Origin of the sequence: Akkermansia massiliensis, from assembly GCF_023516715.1 — a bacterium.
Taxonomy (GTDB): domain Bacteria; phylum Verrucomicrobiota; class Verrucomicrobiia; order Verrucomicrobiales; family Akkermansiaceae; genus Akkermansia; species Akkermansia massiliensis.
The window spans coordinates 1383536-1398866 of the sequence record NZ_JAMGSI010000001.1; the positions used below are offsets into that span (position 1 = coordinate 1383536).

The 15331-nt window shown below is 59.3% G+C and carries 15 protein-coding genes; 5 read left to right on the top strand and 10 right to left on the bottom strand.

The window, feature by feature from the left end; all coding sequences use genetic code 11:
* Positions 1-234 precede the first annotated feature (234 nt).
* The 6 genes from M8N44_RS05875 to M8N44_RS05900 form a co-directional block, all read right to left on the bottom strand.
* Positions 235-879 carry an NAD(P)H-dependent oxidoreductase gene (locus tag M8N44_RS05875; protein ID WP_102727101.1) on the bottom strand — a complete coding sequence of 215 codons (645 nt, stop codon included), beginning with the start codon at positions 877-879 and terminating at the stop codon, positions 235-237.
* 32 nt (positions 880-911) lie between these two features.
* A complete protein-coding gene (hisC, locus tag M8N44_RS05880; RefSeq protein ID WP_102728093.1) occupies positions 912-2003 on the bottom strand; it encodes a histidinol-phosphate transaminase in 1092 nt (363 codons plus the stop codon).
* A complete protein-coding gene (locus M8N44_RS05885) occupies positions 2000-2296 on the bottom strand; it encodes a hypothetical protein (protein ID WP_102749444.1) in 297 nt (98 codons plus the stop codon). The genes hisC and M8N44_RS05885 overlap by 4 nt, the downstream gene beginning before the upstream one ends.
* 172 nt (positions 2297-2468) lie before the next feature.
* Complete coding sequence (locus tag M8N44_RS05890; RefSeq protein ID WP_102728091.1) at positions 2469-3068, bottom strand: GrpB family protein; 600 nt, start codon at positions 3066-3068, stop codon at positions 2469-2471.
* A gap of 93 nt (positions 3069-3161) precedes the next feature.
* A complete protein-coding gene (locus tag M8N44_RS05895; protein ID WP_022397372.1) occupies positions 3162-3299 on the bottom strand; it encodes a hypothetical protein in 138 nt (45 codons plus the stop codon).
* Positions 3296-3454 carry a hypothetical protein gene (locus M8N44_RS05900; RefSeq protein ID WP_156340781.1) on the bottom strand — a complete coding sequence of 53 codons (159 nt, stop codon included), beginning with the start codon at positions 3452-3454 and terminating at the stop codon, positions 3296-3298. The genes M8N44_RS05895 and M8N44_RS05900 overlap by 4 nt, the downstream gene beginning before the upstream one ends.
* 210 nt (positions 3455-3664) lie before the next feature.
* Here M8N44_RS05900 and M8N44_RS05905 point away from each other — a divergent pair, with 210 nt between their 5' ends.
* From M8N44_RS05905 to M8N44_RS05915, 3 genes are all read left to right on the top strand, one after another.
* On the top strand, positions 3665-4165 hold the full coding sequence (locus tag M8N44_RS05905; RefSeq protein WP_102721513.1) for a helix-turn-helix domain-containing protein: 501 nt from the start codon (positions 3665-3667) through the stop codon (positions 4163-4165).
* Positions 4166-4457: 292 nt separating this feature from the next.
* On the top strand, positions 4458-6044 hold the full coding sequence (locus M8N44_RS05910) for a SecDF P1 head subdomain-containing protein (RefSeq protein ID WP_102727099.1): 1587 nt from the start codon (positions 4458-4460) through the stop codon (positions 6042-6044).
* A 48-nt stretch (positions 6045-6092) separates the two neighbouring features.
* On the top strand, positions 6093-7739 hold the full coding sequence (locus M8N44_RS05915) for a fumarate hydratase (RefSeq protein WP_022397376.1): 1647 nt from the start codon (positions 6093-6095) through the stop codon (positions 7737-7739).
* Positions 7740-8511: 772 nt separating this feature from the next.
* On the opposite strand, the gene M8N44_RS05920 is transcribed toward M8N44_RS05915, so the two are convergent.
* Positions 8512-9048, bottom strand: a complete 537-nt coding sequence (locus tag M8N44_RS05920; RefSeq protein WP_102728089.1) for a hypothetical protein — start codon at positions 9046-9048, stop codon at positions 8512-8514.
* A gap of 173 nt (positions 9049-9221) precedes the next feature.
* Between M8N44_RS05920 and M8N44_RS05925 the strand changes: the two genes are divergently transcribed.
* Complete coding sequence (locus M8N44_RS05925) at positions 9222-9674, top strand: 6-pyruvoyl trahydropterin synthase family protein (protein ID WP_022397378.1); 453 nt, start codon at positions 9222-9224, stop codon at positions 9672-9674.
* A 133-nt stretch (positions 9675-9807) separates the two neighbouring features.
* Here M8N44_RS05925 and M8N44_RS05930 read toward each other — a convergent pair whose 3' ends face one another.
* From M8N44_RS05930 to ffh, 3 genes are all read right to left on the bottom strand, one after another.
* Positions 9808-10566: a DUF3313 domain-containing protein gene (locus tag M8N44_RS05930; protein ID WP_180971737.1), complete on the bottom strand. Its 759-nt coding sequence runs from the start codon at positions 10564-10566 to the stop codon at positions 9808-9810.
* A 384-nt stretch (positions 10567-10950) separates the two neighbouring features.
* Positions 10951-12600 carry a beta-N-acetylhexosaminidase gene (locus M8N44_RS05935; protein ID WP_102728088.1) on the bottom strand — a complete coding sequence of 550 codons (1650 nt, stop codon included), beginning with the start codon at positions 12598-12600 and terminating at the stop codon, positions 10951-10953.
* A 232-nt stretch (positions 12601-12832) separates the two neighbouring features.
* Positions 12833-14272 (bottom strand): signal recognition particle protein, encoded by a 1440-nt coding sequence (gene ffh, locus M8N44_RS05940; protein ID WP_102728087.1) that lies wholly within the window; start codon positions 14270-14272, stop codon positions 12833-12835.
* A 111-nt stretch (positions 14273-14383) separates the two neighbouring features.
* Between ffh and nadA the strand changes: the two genes are divergently transcribed.
* Positions 14384-15319 carry a quinolinate synthase NadA gene (nadA, locus tag M8N44_RS05945; protein ID WP_102721530.1) on the top strand — a complete coding sequence of 312 codons (936 nt, stop codon included), beginning with the start codon at positions 14384-14386 and terminating at the stop codon, positions 15317-15319.
* The last annotated feature ends 12 nt before the right edge of the window (positions 15320-15331 follow it).

Below are 15331 nucleotides of genomic sequence, written 5' to 3' on the forward strand. Positions count from 1 at the left end.
CGGATTGCCGCGCGTCAGGTTTCATGAAGGAAAACCGCCGGGCCCGGGAGGACCGGCCAATCTTGTTCAGGCAAGTTATTATCTCAAACATCCCGTTCTTGGCGAGATTAAAAAACAGGCACGCTCCGGACGCGGGAATGCGCCCGGAAGGTAAACGCCCTGCCGGACAAAAAAAGGGGCCGGACCTCCAATCAGGAAATCCGGCCCCGGACAGGGGGAAAAGGGAAGGAGAAATCAGGCGCGGATGTCGATCACCTCCCCGGCGGGGAAGCGCACCTTGGCCTCGCGGGCGTAATCGTCGTCCTTCGCGCGGTAGCCCAGCGCCACGCTCACCACGGAGCGGTACGGCGTGCCGTCCAGGCCCAGAATCTCATCATACTTATCGCGGTCCATGCCGCCGATGGTGCAGGAATCCACCCGCAGGGCGGCGGCCGCGCTGAGCAGGAAGCCTGCGGCAATGTACACCTGGCAATCCAGCCAGGTGTGCATTTTTTCCGGAGTCAGGGATTTTACATAGCCAGTATAGAAATCAGCGGAGGAAGCCAGCTTTTCCGCGGACGGGTGGCGCGTGAACTCAATCTGGGCCAGGTAGCGGTCCACGTCCCGCTGGGTGGCCGTCCTGCGGGCGCAAAGCACCACGTAATGGGAGCAGTCCTCCACCTGGGACTGGTTCCAGGAGACTTCCCGCAGGCGCGCCTTTAATTCCTTGTTCGTCACCACCACAAACTTCCAGAGCTGAAGACCCAGGGAAGACGGGCTGAGGCGCAGGCTTTCCGCCAGCGCATGCCAGGTGGGTTTCTCAATGCGGGCTTCGGGGTCAAACTTCTTGCAGGCGTAACGCCATTCAAGACCGTCAATGTACTGTTCCGGAGAGATCATAAAAGGTGAGACAGGAAAAACGGCGAAACTGTTTAAAGTACTTCCTTCAAAACTTCAATGCAGCGGGCATTTTCCGCGGGGGTGCCTATGCTGATGCGGATCCACTCCGGCAGCCCGTAGCCGTCCTGCGCGCGGACGATCACGCCCCTGGCCAGCATGTCCTGGAACACCTTCCTGCCCTGCCCCACCTTCACCAGGATGAAATTGCCCTGGCTGGGAATCCATTCCAGCCCCATGTCCCGGAAAGCCTGTTCGTAAAAACGCATGCCCTCGGCATTGTTCTCCACGGTGCGGCGCACGTGCTCCCGGTCTTCCAGGGCGGCCAGGGCCGCCTCCTGCGCCAGCACGTGCAGGTTGAACGGCGCGCGCGCCTTGTGCAGCATGCTGCACACGTGTTCCGGGGCAATGCCGTAGCCCACGCGCAGGCCCGCCAGGCCGTAAGCCTTGGAGAAGGTGCGGAGAACAATCACGTTGCGGCCTTCCCGCACGAACTTGAGGGTATCCGGCGGATTGTCGGAAAACTCCCGGTACGCCTCGTCAAAGCATACCAGCACGTGTTCCGGCACCTTCGCCATGAAATCGTCAATCTCCTGCTGGGTCACGACGGTGCCCACGGGATTGGTGGGATTCGTAATGAACACGATGCGCGTGTTGTCCGTAATGGCATCCAGGAAGCCGTTCAGATCGTGCGTCCAGTCCGGCTTGTTGGGCACTTCCACGTACGTGGCGCCGAACAGCTTGGACATGATGGGGTACATGGAAAAGGCGTGCCTGGCGGCCACTACCTCCGCCCGGGGATTCAGCAGGGCATGGCACATCAGCTCAATCACCTCGCTGCTGCCCGTGCCCACCACCGTCTGGCCAAACTCCACGCCGCAGAACTCCGCAATGGCGGAGCGCAGGCGGAAGGCCGCGCCGTCCGGATAAATGTTCACGCCTGCCGCCGCGCGGGCAATGGCCTCCACCGCCTTGGGGGACGGCCCCAGCGGGTTCTCATTGGACGCCAGTTTCACAATATCATGGGGATCCAGGCCCAGTTCCCGGGCCGTCTCCTCAATGGGCTTGCCCGGCTGGTAAGCCACCAATTCCAGCACATGCCGGTTTGCGAAACTCTCAATACTCATAGCGGCGGAATGTTACCGCCATTCCCCACTTCTGGCAATACGGATTTCCATCCGGAGCGGACCTTAAAAACATGCCTGTCATTCAGCCTCATCCACGCTGCGGGAAGCGGCGGAATTTCTTTCACCCCCGGAAAGGCCTTCCTTTCCAACCGGCTTAATCCTCTTCCCGCCGCCAAAATAAACGTATCCATGGCGCGAACAGCCGGAAGCAGGCTTTTTAATGCCGCGGCGGGCAAGTATTGCCCGGAAGGATAAAAATTAGACTTCCGCTCTTTGGACAGTTTCCCAAACATGGAAAGGGTGGTTCAAAGCAGATGTCCCTCCGGAAAGGTCGTGCCAAATCCATGCCCTTGTGGACGACAATGGAAGTTTCACCATCAAGCAAGTTTGGAATGTCCGCCTGCCCTTTCCTTCCGTCTTTCCGCGCATCCCCTGCCCTATAAAAAGCAACCCGGTTTAACGGCCTTATTCCGGGACGTGCCTGCCGGGCATTTCTTCCCTCGCCCGGCGGGTCATGGCGGCGATCAGCTCCGTTTTTCCCTCCGTATAGGCATCCCGGTTGAATTCGAACTTCTCTTTCAGGGAACGCTTGAGGGCGGCGTACCTTTCCGCCTCATCCGGATGCGCGGCCAGGTAATCCCGGAAGTACAATTCATCCCAATCCCGGCAGGGCCGCACATGCAGATGGAACGCCTGCCCCCGGAAGCCGTCCGCGGCATAGCCCTTCACCAGAACCAGGCGCATCTGCGCTTCGTCCCGGTGCATTTCCCGGTAGCCGCACTTTTCCAGCAGGGGAAGCGCTTCAAAAACAAATGAATCGGGCCGCACTTCCAGCAGAATGTCAATGGTGGGTTTGGCCGCCAGGCCCGGAACGGACGTGCTCCCGAAGTGGGAAAGGCGGCTGATGCGCGAGAGGGGCACCACCGATTCCAGCATCTCTTTCTCCCTCCGGTAGATTTCCGCCCACTCCGGCCTGGATTCGCTCAGGATGACGGGAAACAAGCGCCAGAGTTCTTCAAGGCTCATGGCGGACAGGGCGGCTTCATCCGAAACACGGCGGGACATTCCCGGAAGATAAGGGAGACGAAGCCGTGAGTCAACCTCCCCGGCGTCCTCCCCGCCCTGACGCCGGGGAACCGCGGACCTTTTTGCCATTCCCTACTTTCTCCGCTTGCTGCCGTCCCGCGGACGGCAGCGCAGGGCCTGGTACCCGGCCACGACAAAGGCGAAGGTAGTCACCGCCAGAAAAGAGCGGAACAGCCACGCCAGAAGTTCCCAGTAAATCTCCTGAGTCATGCGGAAGGTTTTTTACCGGAATCCGGGACGTTGCCCAGATCTTCCCGGAGACGTTTGACGGCACAGGCAATGAGGGTAGCCTTATCAAGCTGGCAGCGCTCCACGTTCAGGGCGTCCGCTTCCGCATCCCGGAAAAAATGGACGGATAACGGCATTTTTCCCTTGATTTGAATTTTTTTCTGACTCTTTTTCTTATTTCCCGTCTTCATAAAAATCCTTCTTTTGGTGCAATAAGGGCTTCAATAACCCGCTTACGATGCAATAATGCACCTGAAACGGTATTTTAGTCAACGAAAATATACCGTTAAAATGATATTATGCAAAAAAGGTTGAAAAATCGCACCATTTTCGTTACAAAGATATGCATGAGTGAGAATCAGGATGAACTCAAAGTGCAGATCAAGGCTTGGCTGAAACAGCAGAACATCTCCCGCAATGATTTTGCGGAGGAATGCTTCGTGTCTCCCAACACGGTCCGCAACTGGCTTGCCAAGGTAGCCATTCCCAAAGACAAGGAAGCTCTCATCCGGCTCATGATGGAAAAGACGGAAAGGGAGAAAAAACTGAAGGAGGCGGCAAGAGCCCATTGGAAACCCTTCGCCGTCATGCTGAGCGCCGAGGATTACAAACTCATCGAAGAAGCCGCCAGAAGAGACAACATGACGGTGGAGGAATGGGCGGAAGCCACCCTGATCAAGGACGCCCAGAAGAGGATGAAGAATTATTACGACGACGAAAGCAGCCTCCCGAACGACATCCCTCTGGCAGCGGAAATTCCGGAGGAGTACGGCGCTCCCAGGCCTTCCTCCTCTTCCAGTTCCTCATTCTCCGAACCTTCTTCTCCCCGCCGCAAGCCTCGGCAATAACCCATGGCGGATATGGCAGGCGCGCCCCGTGCAGGGACACCGCCCTCCCGCTGAGCCCCTCTTCGGCTGAAATCCCCCGGCTCCCTGCGGTTCCGGGGGATTTTCCTGTCAAGGCCCCGGGAACGGCTCAAACACTTGCGGCAACTGAAACCGGGATGGGGTTCCGCAAACGATTTAAAATACGCGTATCCGCAGGGCACGATGGGGATATTAATTACCGCAGGGGCTTGCGCCGCTCCCGTCCGCTCTTTTTTCTTGCCTGACGTGTTAGAGGGGTTCTATCATATTGACCATGAGACAACTACTCTGCCTGCTGTTCATTTCCGCCTTCTGGCTTCCGCTTTCCGCCCGTGCGGAGGCGGCTCCGCCGGCCGTTCCCTCCATTGCCGTCAGGATGGTGCATCCGGACAGCCTGGAGCTGGACCGGGAAGGAAAACCGGTTCCGGAAGGATACACGCCTTATGTGTATGAATTCCGCGACCGCCACGGAAAGATGCAGCGGGAACGTCTGTTCCTGAAAGATGAACCGGTCATTACGGAGGCGGAGGTGGAACGGGCAGGCGTCGATCCGAGCAGACCGGAGCATCTCAACATCACCCTGAACACGCCGGGAGGGAGGGCCATGAAAACGGCTACATCCGCCATGAGGCTGGGACATGACAGGCTGGCTGTCGTCGTTCAGGGAAAAGTCAATTCGGCCCCGGTGGTTCAGGCCATTATTTCCCGTGCTTTTGAAATTTCCGGACTGGACGGGGAGAATGAAGCCGCCAACTTGGCGGAACTGCTCAACCACCGGGCCGCCACGGGGAAAACCACCCCTTTCATTCCGCGGGATCTGGCCCTGTACGTCATCCATCCGGAGAACGCCCGGCTGGTGGAAGAAGGGACGCTTTCCGTACCGGGCTACCGGCTCTGGAGCCGCCCGGGCGCGGAGGAAGAAAAAGACGCGGAGAAGGAATACCTGTTTCTGGGGAACGCCCCCATCGTCACCGGGGATTACGCCCAGTCCGCACGCCCCAATCTGGATTATCCAGGGCATCTGGACATCGTTTGGAATGAAGAAGCGTACAGGAACCTGGAACAGGCCTGCGCCGCCCTCCGGCCCGGCAAGGACAGAATGGCCGTGGTCCTGCGCGGCGCCATCCTGTCTACGCCCGTATTCCATAAAATGCCTTCCCACGCCACCCTCATTCCCGTGCCGGGAGATGACCGCCAGCTGGATGCCCTCTGCGCGGCCATCAATACCCAGTTTCCGCCGCTCACGGAACAACAGCAGAGGAAGGTGAAAAAGAAGCTGGCCGTTTATCCCGTGCATCCCCGCAGCACGGAGCTGGAACAGCGGTTCCTCCCGGAACTCCGGCAAGGGAAAACCATTCATCTGAAAAGCGGGTTCCGCTCCATCCCCTACACCCGCCCTGATTTCCCGGAGCCTGTTCCATCCTGGGCCTTTATCCGGCCGGAATCCCTGATCGGCCCGGAGGATATCCGGTACGCGGCACGGGAGCAGGACGGCACGATTACCTGCCAACTGCTGCCCCGTGCATGGGAAAAAATGCATGCCTTCATGGACGCAAGCCCTGCGGGAACCGTGGCCGTGGCGATTGTCTTTCAGGGGAAGGTTCACCAGATGTTCAAGATCAGAGACAGCTTGCTGCAGATGTGGGGAATCCCCGTGATCACATTCATTCAGCCCATTTCCGTCATTTACATCCTCACTCCGGAAGAGGAACGGCGCATGCACCGGGAATTCCTGTATCACGTCTTCAGGGATATGCTGTTTCCCGTCAGCCCGTGGTTCTTTAAAAACTGCGTTCCTTTCCGTACGCTGGGCGAACAGAAGCCTTTTTTAATGATTGATTCGGGCCTGAACCGCCCCTGATTTTTTTGCTCGAACCGGGGGCGGCGCTCCGCTATATTGCCTCCCGTTATGGCAACACCGGATTTTCATTACCAGGATCCTTTTCCCATTGAAAAGGACGACACCCAGTACCGCCTCATCACGTCCGACTACGTGAGCGTGGGTGACTTTGAAGGACACCCCATGCTGAAGGTGGAACCAGAGGGCCTGCGCCTGCTGGCCGCGGAAGCCTTCCATGACGTGGCCTTTTTCCTGCGCCCCGCCCACCTGAAGCAGGTGGCCGCCATTCTGGACGACCCGGAAGCCAGCGCCAATGACAAGAGCGTGGCCCTGACGATGCTCCGCAACGCGGAAGTGGCTTCCGCCGGAATCCTGCCCTTCTGCCAGGACACGGGCACCGCCACCATCGTGGGCAAGAAGGGCCAGCAGGTCTGGACCGGCTGCGATGACTGCGAACAGCTTTCCCACGGCGTTTACGACGCCTACACCCAGAACAACCTGCGCTATTCCCAGACCGTGGCGCTGGACATGTATACGGAAAAGAACACCGGCACCAACCTGCCCGCCCAGATTGACATTGAAGCCGTGGAAGGCATGAAGTACTCCTTCCTCTTCGTCGCCAAGGGCGGCGGCTCCGCCAACAAGACCTACCTTTACCAGGAAACGAAGGCCCTGCTGAATCCGGCCACGCTGAAGAAGTTCCTGGTGGAGAAGATGAGCACGCTGGGCACGGCGGCCTGCCCGCCCTACCACATCGCCTTCGTCATCGGCGGCACATCCGCGGAAAAGTGCCTGAAAACCGTGAAGATGGCTTCCACCAAGTATTACGACAACCTTCCGACCACGGGCAACGAGTACGGACGCGCCTTCCGCGACCTGGAGCTGGAAAAGGAACTGCATGAGGAAGCCTGCAAGCTGGGCCTGGGCGCCCAGTTCGGCGGCAAGTGGTACGCGCTGGACGTGCGCGTCATCCGCCTGCCCCGCCACGGAGCCTCCTGCCCGGTGGGCCTGGGCGTCTCCTGCTCCGCGGACCGCAACGCGAAGGCCAAGATCACGCCGGAAGGCATCTTCATTGAACAGCTGGAAACCAATCCCGGACAGTACATTCCGGAAGCGCTGCGCATGACCTCCAGCGAGGCCGTCTCCATTGACCTGAACCGCCCGATGAAGGAAGTGCTGGCGGAACTGAGCAAGTACCCCGTCACCACGCGCCTGAGCCTGAACGGCACCATCATCGTGGCGCGCGACATCGCCCACGCCAAGCTGAAGGAACGCCTGGAAAAGGGTGAAGGCATGCCCCAGTACATGAAGGACCATCCCGTGTACTACGCGGGTCCGGCCAAGACCCCGGAAGGGTATCCCTCCGGCTCCTTCGGCCCCACCACCGCGGGGCGCATGGATTCCTACGTGGACCTGTTCCAGGAAAACGGCGGCTCCATGATCATGATCGCCAAGGGCAACCGCAGCCAGCAGGTGACGGACGCCTGCCAGAAGCACGGCGGCTTTTACCTGGGTTCCATCGGCGGTCCCGCCGCCATCCTGGCCAAGAATAACATCAGGAAGGTGGAACTGCTGGAATACCCGGAACTGGGCATGGAAGCCATCTGGAAGATTGAGGTGGAGGACTTCCCCGCCTTCATTCTGGTGGACGACAAGGGCAACGATTTCTTCGCAAAGATCCGCGAAGGCTGGGCCTGCGCCGGCTGCGCCCATTAAGCCGCCCGGACAGAGCGCCGGATTTTTTCTCCCTGTTCCGCCATGCCGCGCGGAACAGGGATTTTTTATGGCCCCTTTACGGGAAAACTCGTTTCATCTCCCCTCCTTTTTCCCTTGAGCTTTTGGGTAGATTCTTCCGAATATCCCCGGCCTGCCGTTTCAAGCATTCATTAAATCCGGAAGGAGGAAGAAGCGCAGATATAAACAGGTGGAATCCGCCACCCGTTACAGGGAGAATCTCCAGCCTTTAAAAAACCGTTTGTAAGACATTGCCGGAAGTTTTTCCCGCTTGACTATTTATGGAAATTTTTCATAGTAGTTCCGGTTAGTATCATACAAATCACATTTACCTCTAATAAATCGCCCCGTCCTGCTGCTACAGGACGGGGCTTTTCGTTAGCTGAACATTACAATGAGTAACTCAATCAGCCTGGTTAGTATGATACAGTCATTCACATGGTACACCTCCTTTTCTTAATCCGGGATCAACCCGGCGCGGAGATTTTACAGAAAAACAATATTATTTCAAGATTTTCAATTTCAGCAAATTTCCCCGTCCCGGAGAGTATTCCTGTCTTTCCGCGCCATTCTCCCATGCCCGGGGCGGGCGTTTCAGGGAAAGAACGGCAATAGAGCACGTCCATTCCAACAACTCCGGAGATGGCCGCCAGGCTGGCAGGGCAACGCGGTTCCCCCATTGCAGCAAGCGCCACGGAAAAGCCCCCGTCCACGGGAAGGCCGGGGAACACGCCGGATACACAGTGCGCCCGCTTCACGCAAGCAGGGAATAAAGCAGCATCAGCGCCAGATTGGCGCCAGCGGCCAGCAACAGCCTGCCCGGCTTCAAATACCGTGCCTTTCCCAGGAAAACCGTCAGCACCGTAAAGACGGCATACAGGGATATCCACATCAGGAAGAATTCCGCCAGATTCCTTCCGTTCCCGAGACTGTCCAAGGGCATTTTCCAACCGGAAAACAGGAGGGGCAACACCGGAAGCACGGCATAAACGGCATATACCCAGTTCCTCACCACCGGCCTGAAGACGACTGTCAGCGGGTCCCGGCCAAAGAGGATATTCCTGGAATGGACGCTCTGCACCTTTTCCTTCCGCAGGGCGAAGGGGAGATAGAGGAGGAGAAGCATCGGCAGCAGAACAGGCCAGGCGTACCAGACCGTGGCCGCCCCCAGCATGAAGACGAAGAAGGCGGTAAAAATGATGGGAATGCCCGCCATGAGCAGGAAAAGGAGGCTTGTCCTGCGATCCGATTTTTCTCCCATTTTCAGGAAGGACCATGAGAGGTAGGCCATAGGGCAAGAGTCTGGTTTTCCGAAGGTTGCCAGAAATCACAGCCGCCCGCAAGGAAAAGCCGCCCACGGCCGGCAGAATCCGTTACGAACCCCGTTCCGCACACAGAGAACCGGACCGCAGGCAGACTCTGATTGGGATTGCCCCCCGCCCCTTCCCACGCTATCCTGCCTTCATGGCCTACCGAATCTGCAAATCCATTGAACTGGAAAGCGGGCACCTTCTGTCCAAGCACCCCGGCAACTGCAAATTCCCCCATGGCCATACGCGTTCCGTGGAGATGGTGTTCCGGGCGGATACGCTGGACGCCAACGACATGGTGGTGGATTTCAAGGCCATCAAGCAGATGATGGGGGATTTTCTACAGCAGTTTGACCATTCCCTGTGCGTGAATACGGATGACCCCAATTACGCCGCCTTCGTGGCCGCGTACGGGGAGCGCATCATTCCGTTTGACCGGGAGGACCCCACCAGCGAGGTAATGGCCCGCACCATTTTCAACTTCGCCCGGCATGCGCTGGAAAAGGCCAGGGAAGGTTCCGGCGAATACCCCGTGCGGGACTGCGTCACCCTGGAACGCGTGCGCGTGTGGGAGACCAGCAGTTCCTGGGCGGAATACGGAGAATAGAAGCGCGGGCTATTCCTTCCGCCACGCGTTCCGCCGGGAATGCCGTTTCAACCGCATTTCACGGTTCTCCTTTCAGGACGGTTACCCGGTTGCCGGGCAATTCCCCCGCATACGGTCTGCGGAGGCTTATCCCTTAAAAGGGGTTGAATGAGATCATGCGCTTCTGCGTCCAGTGCCCGTACGTAGAGGAATACACATCCGTAATTTCACGGGCCCATTCGTCAATGGTGCGCTGGTGGTGGGCGTATTTTTTAAAATCCTTGGTATCCACGCCCAGCAGGGCGCTGTGGTCTTCCTCGTAGTCCGCAAATTCGGAAACGATGCGTCCGTCCTCATCCCGCAGGCGTCCCGCCATGGCGATGTGGCCCTTTTTGATGAACCGCTTGACCAGGCCGCCCCCCTTGATGCCGCTCAACGCCGTGACAAAAATGCCGGCTTTGGCGTTCGTGGGCGTGATGGAGATGATGGCGAGCTCCAGCGTATAGGCCCCCCTGGTTCCCGGAGGCACCATCTCAAAGTGCGGATTTTCCGCAACTTCCTTTTCCATGCTGGCCGTGACGCTCTTCCGGAAGTATTCCGCCAGACGGTGCAGGGCATCAAATCCTTCCGCGGTATCCGGCCTCACATCCATGTGCACCGTATCCACCGGAACGACGGCCATCAGGACTTTTTTGCCGTCCACGCCGTTTACCTTGTCATTCCAGATTTTTTTATCATCAGCATTCCAGTAGGCATCAAACGGGATATGGGAGTCGCAATTTTTTACCTGATGAGTCACGAAGCCCGTCCGGGGCACATGCTTGAAGTTATTGGAGCAAGCCACTACCGCCATGCCGCCAAGCAGCACGAGCGCCATCAGGGAAGCGAGGAACAGGAACCGGTGTTTCTTCATAAACAGGCAATCAGCTAGAGTCATTTCATACATGACCCGGCATCCGCTGTCAATAAAACCCAGGAAACAAACCGCTCAAGACCGGAAACCGGAGCCTTCCTCGTTGAGGCGGCAGGAGAGGGAACGCAGATTTCCGGCATCCCCCCGGTCAGGAAGAAGGGAAACGGAAGGAAATTCCCCCCTCCCTGCATCCGGAAATATCCCGGCAGGGATGTTGACAAGGGTGGAAACTTTTTATCAGAAGCGCACGGGAGGAGACAGGGGCCTCCGGCCTGTTTTCCCTGTTACCGTTCGCGAGAACGGAGCCGTCCGGGAATGCTAAAAGGAAAAGGCGCGGCAGGTCCATGAAAACCCTTTTAAAGGAACGGCCACCCGGGAGGGGCCTTAATCCTCTTCATCCATGGGACGGTATTTCACGGCCAGTTTTTCCAGAAGCTTCAGGGCCAGGGCGGCACGGCTGCGGAAGGATTTATAGTCCCGCGGGTCGCAGTCGCTCCAGGCCCGTTCGGCCAGCGCCAGGGCGCGGGGCCACGCCATGTATTCCACCAGCCCCATGTCGTACAGGTATTCCGTCCAGATATTGGCCTGGAGGCCGCGCACCTTGGAGGCTTCCTCCGGGGACAGCTCCGGCAGTTCATAGCCGTACACCTGCCTGAGCGGTATGAGGCCCCCGATGGCCTTCGGTTCCGTGGGAGCAGAAGACTGGTAGTAGTCAAAGTAGAAGTGGGAGCACGGGGCCAGGATGACGGGATGCCCCTTTCTGGCCGCCGCCGCGGCAAAGTCATTGCCGCGCCATGCCATGACGAAGATGTGTTTGTCCGCCTCCAGTTCCCCTGCCTCATCCCAGACGATGGCGTCATAACCGTCTTTCCGCACGTAGTCCGCAATTTGCTGCAGGAAGTCCCGGCTCAGGGCCTTGAGATCCGTCTCGTTCAGGTCTTTCAAACGGTTCTGGCAGTACCTGCATTTTTTCCATGCTTCCGCGGATACCTCGTCATGGCCCAGATGAATGGGGGAGCCGGGCGGGAAGACGGCCTTGAGTTCATCCACCACGTCTTTTACGAAGCGGAGCGTTTCCGGACGCCCCATGCAGACGGCGTCCCGGCCTTTTTTCCCTTCCACGGGAAAGTCCACCCCGTCGCAGATCAAGTCCCCGTAGGCATGCATGGCCGCATAGGAATGGCCGGGAAGGTCTATTTCCGGCACAATGGTGACCTGGCGGCTGCGGGCATAGGCAATGATTTCCCTCATCTGCTCCCGGGTGTAAAAACCTCCGTAGGTGGCCTCCGGGTCATGCTCCTGAATGGCCAGCTTCACTTCCTGCCAGTTCCATTCTCCATTGGCCAGCGGCACGCGCCACGCGCTCATGGAGGTGAGAAGGGGGTATTTCCTGATTTCCATCCGCCAGCCGGGGCCGTCCGTCAGGTGCAGGTGAAGCCGGTTGAGCTTGAAGAGGGACATGGTGTCAATCATGCGCTTGACCTCCGCCATGGTGAAAAAGTGGCGGGATACGTCCAGCATGATGCCCCGCCATTCAAAACGGGGGACGTCCCTGATGGAGAAGACGGGCACGGAGAAACCGTCCTCCGTCCGGTTGGCATTCAGTACCTGCACCATGCTCTGCCACGCGTAGAAGAGGCCTGCGGACGCCCCCGCTTTCAGATGCAGCACGCCCCGGCCCCCCTGCCCGGCGTCCAGGCGCGCCTCATACCCTTCCCCGGTTCCCGCGGGGTTTCCTTCCACCGAACAAACCACGTCCGCCGAATCCCTGTCACGGGTCATGGAGAGGCCGGACAGGACGCCCTGGGCGTTAAGCACATTCAGGATGGCTTCCACTGCGGGAGCATCCTTTTCAGGAGCATAGACCGCCAGCCGCAGCGGAAGATGCGCCACGGCGGACCGGTCGGACGTGCATGCGGAAGGAGCGGGGAGCAACACATCCTCCGCCGGGAGCATTTCCGCCATGCCGGCGTTCAGGAACCCGGCCAGAGCCAGCCACGCCGCCATCCGGTAAAAACGCCCCTTATTCATCATTCCGGGAGTACGGGAAGCAGCATTCCGTTCTTTCAATAAAAGAGGAGCGCCGCAGGCCCCTGCGGGAACGGAAGATAAAGGCGGGCGGCGGTGAATTCTTTTTCCCAAGAACAGGACGTCCTGACGGATGTATTCATTTCAGCCGGCGCAAGGGTTTGCGGCGCTCCCCGCCCTTTCTTTAAAAAAGGCGCGGCCATGTTCGCCGCGCCCCGGGTTAAATCCGTTTTTGCGCCTATTTGCGACCGCCAAAGAGACCGCCCAGGCCTCCTCCAAGCCCACCAAGGCCTTTCAGGCCGCCAAGACCGCCGCCCATGCCGGGAAGGCCGGGCATCTTGCCCCCTTTCCCCTTCATGGCGCCCATCTGTTTCATCATGGCGCCCATCTTGCCCTTGCCGGACATCATCTTGCGCATTTCGGAAAAGTTCTTGATGAGCTTGTTCACCTCCATCAGGGAGCGGCCGCAGCCGGCGGCAATGCGGCGGCGGCGGGACGGGTTCAGCAGGTTGGGATTGCTCCTTTCCTTGGCCGTCATGGAGAGCACGATGGCTTCCATGTGCTTCATCCTCTTGGGATCTAGCGCGCCGTCCGGAAGCTGCTTCTTGATTTTGCCGAAGCCGGGGAGCAGGCTCAGCAGGCCTTCCAGCGGCCCCAGGTTCTGCATCATCTTCATCTGGTCCAGGAAGTCGTTAAAGTCAAATTTGCCGGACATCATGCGGTCCATGGATTTGGCCGCCTGTTCCTCGTCAATGCGGGCGGCGGCATGCTCCACCAGCCCCACGATGTCACCCATGCCCAGGATGCGGTCCGCCATGCGGCCGGGGACGAAGGGGCCGAACTGGTCCAGCTTTTCCCCCTCGCCGGAGAATTTGATGGGCTTGCCCGTCACGGAACGCATGGAGAGGGCAGCGCCCCCGCGGGCGTCCCCGTCCAGCTTGGTCAGGACGATGCCCGTGACGTTCACGGCCCGGTCAAAGGTCTGGGCCACGTTCACGGCCTGCTGGCCCGTGGCGGCGTCCACCACCAGAAGGGTTTCCCGCGGGGAGAGGAAGGCGTGCAGGTGGCGCAGCTCGTCAATCAGGGCTTCATCCACTTCCTGGCGGCCCGCCGTGTCAAAGATCATGACGGTCCCGTTCTGGGTCCGGGCCCATTCCAGGGCCTCACGCGCCACGGCCACCACGTCCCGGCTGCCGGGAGCGGGCTTGTACACGGGCACTTCTATCTGTTCCGCCAGCGTAGCCAGCTGGTCCACGGCGGCGGGGCGCACCAGGTCGCAGGCCACCAGCAGGGGGCGGCGCCCCTCGTTTTTCAGGCGCAGGGCCAGCTTCGCGCTGGTGGTGGTTTTGCCCGCGCCGTTCAGGCCCACTACCATGATTCTGGCGGGGTCCGTCAGGTCCAGTCCCACGGCGTCTCCGCCCAGCAGGGCGGCGATTTCATCACGGAAGATTTTGACGATCTGTTCCCCGGGCTTGATGGATTTGAGCACTTCCTGCCCCATGGCCCGCTCCTTCACGCGGCCGATGAATTCCCGGGCCACGCCAAATTCCACGTCCGCTTCCAGCAAGGCCAGCCGGATGTCCCGCAGGGCGTCCGCAATGTTCTTTTCAGAAATCTTGCCCAGGCCCCGCAGCTTCCGGAACGTGTTATCCAGTTTATCAGCTAAAAGTGAAAACATAATCGTATGATGCGCCAGACTGTGCCACATTTCCCGCCCCCCGTCAACAAGTGCGCCCTGCATGGGACATGATGCTTGACTTGCCGGGGGCTTCCCCCCATCTTTTCCCGCATGGCACCTTTTGACCTGAAAGAGGAAATTTTACGCCTGAAAAAAGAACGCAACGCCATCATTCTGGCGCACAGCTACCAGACCGGGGACATCCAGGACATGGCCGACTACGTGGGCGATTCCCTGGGGCTGGCCTACAAGGCGCAGCATACGGATTGCGACGTGATCGCCTTCTGCGGCGTCCATTTCATGGCGGAGACCGCCAAGATCCTCAATCCGGACAAAACCGTCATCCTGCCGGACGCGGACGCCGGCTGCTCCCTGGAAGCCTCCTGCGACGCCGGGGAACTGGAAGCCTTCCTGAAAGAGAACGCCGACAGGAATTATTACGTGGTGGCGTATGTGAACTGCTCCATCGGCGTGAAGGCTCTGGCGGACGTGATCGTCACCTCCGGGAACGCCGTGAAGATTGTCTCCCAGGCTCCGGAGGACCGTCCCATCCTGTTCGTGCCGGACCAGAACCTGGGCGCCTGGGTAGGCCGCCAGCTGGGACGCCCCATGGAGTTGTGGAACGGGGCCTGCCACGTGCACATGGAGTTTACGCGGGACCAGATTCTGGCCCTGAAGGAGAAGCACCCCGGCGCGCTGGTGGTGGCCCACCCGGAATGCACGGAGGCCGTGCGCCTGCTGGCTGACCACATCTGCTCCACGGAGAAGATGATTCCCTACTGCACGGAAAGCCCGGCTTCATCCTTCATCATCGTCACGGAATCCGGCATCCTGCACCGCCTGCGCAAGCTGGTGCCGGGCAAGGAGTTCATTCCCGCCCCCACGGAGCAGTGCTCCTGCAGCACCTGCCCGTACATGAAGATGAACACGCTGGAAAAACTGTACCTGGCTCTCCGGGACCTTTCCCCCGCCGTGGAACTGCCGGAAGACCTGCGCAAGAGGGCGGAAGCCCCGCTGCTGCGCATGCTGGAGCAGTCCAAATCCTGACCTGTTTCCCCC

Coding starts and splice junctions, on each gene's coding strand:
- M8N44_RS05875 (WP_102727101.1), bottom strand. CDS start 879: ATGATCTCTCCGGAACAGTACATTGACGGTCTTGAATGGCGTTACGCC.
- hisC (WP_102728093.1), bottom strand. CDS start 2,003: ATGAGTATTGAGAGTTTCGCAAACCGGCATGTGCTGGAATTGGTGGCT.
- M8N44_RS05885 (WP_102749444.1), bottom strand. CDS start 2,296: ATGTTTGGGAAACTGTCCAAAGAGCGGAAGTCTAATTTTTATCCTTCC.
- M8N44_RS05890 (WP_102728091.1), bottom strand. CDS start 3,068: ATGTCCCGCCGTGTTTCGGATGAAGCCGCCCTGTCCGCCATGAGCCTT.
- M8N44_RS05895 (WP_022397372.1), bottom strand. CDS start 3,299: ATGACTCAGGAGATTTACTGGGAACTTCTGGCGTGGCTGTTCCGCTCT.
- M8N44_RS05900 (WP_156340781.1), bottom strand. CDS start 3,454: ATGCCGTTATCCGTCCATTTTTTCCGGGATGCGGAAGCGGACGCCCTG.
- M8N44_RS05905 (WP_102721513.1), top strand. CDS start 3,665: ATGAGTGAGAATCAGGATGAACTCAAAGTGCAGATCAAGGCTTGGCTG.
- M8N44_RS05910 (WP_102727099.1), top strand. CDS start 4,458: ATGAGACAACTACTCTGCCTGCTGTTCATTTCCGCCTTCTGGCTTCCG.
- M8N44_RS05915 (WP_022397376.1), top strand. CDS start 6,093: ATGGCAACACCGGATTTTCATTACCAGGATCCTTTTCCCATTGAAAAG.
- M8N44_RS05920 (WP_102728089.1), bottom strand. CDS start 9,048: ATGGCCTACCTCTCATGGTCCTTCCTGAAAATGGGAGAAAAATCGGAT.
- M8N44_RS05925 (WP_022397378.1), top strand. CDS start 9,222: ATGGCCTACCGAATCTGCAAATCCATTGAACTGGAAAGCGGGCACCTT.
- M8N44_RS05930 (WP_180971737.1), bottom strand. CDS start 10,566: ATGAAGAAACACCGGTTCCTGTTCCTCGCTTCCCTGATGGCGCTCGTG.
- M8N44_RS05935 (WP_102728088.1), bottom strand. CDS start 12,600: ATGATGAATAAGGGGCGTTTTTACCGGATGGCGGCGTGGCTGGCTCTG.
- ffh (WP_102728087.1), bottom strand. CDS start 14,272: ATGTTTTCACTTTTAGCTGATAAACTGGATAACACGTTCCGGAAGCTG.
- nadA (WP_102721530.1), top strand. CDS start 14,384: ATGGCACCTTTTGACCTGAAAGAGGAAATTTTACGCCTGAAAAAAGAA.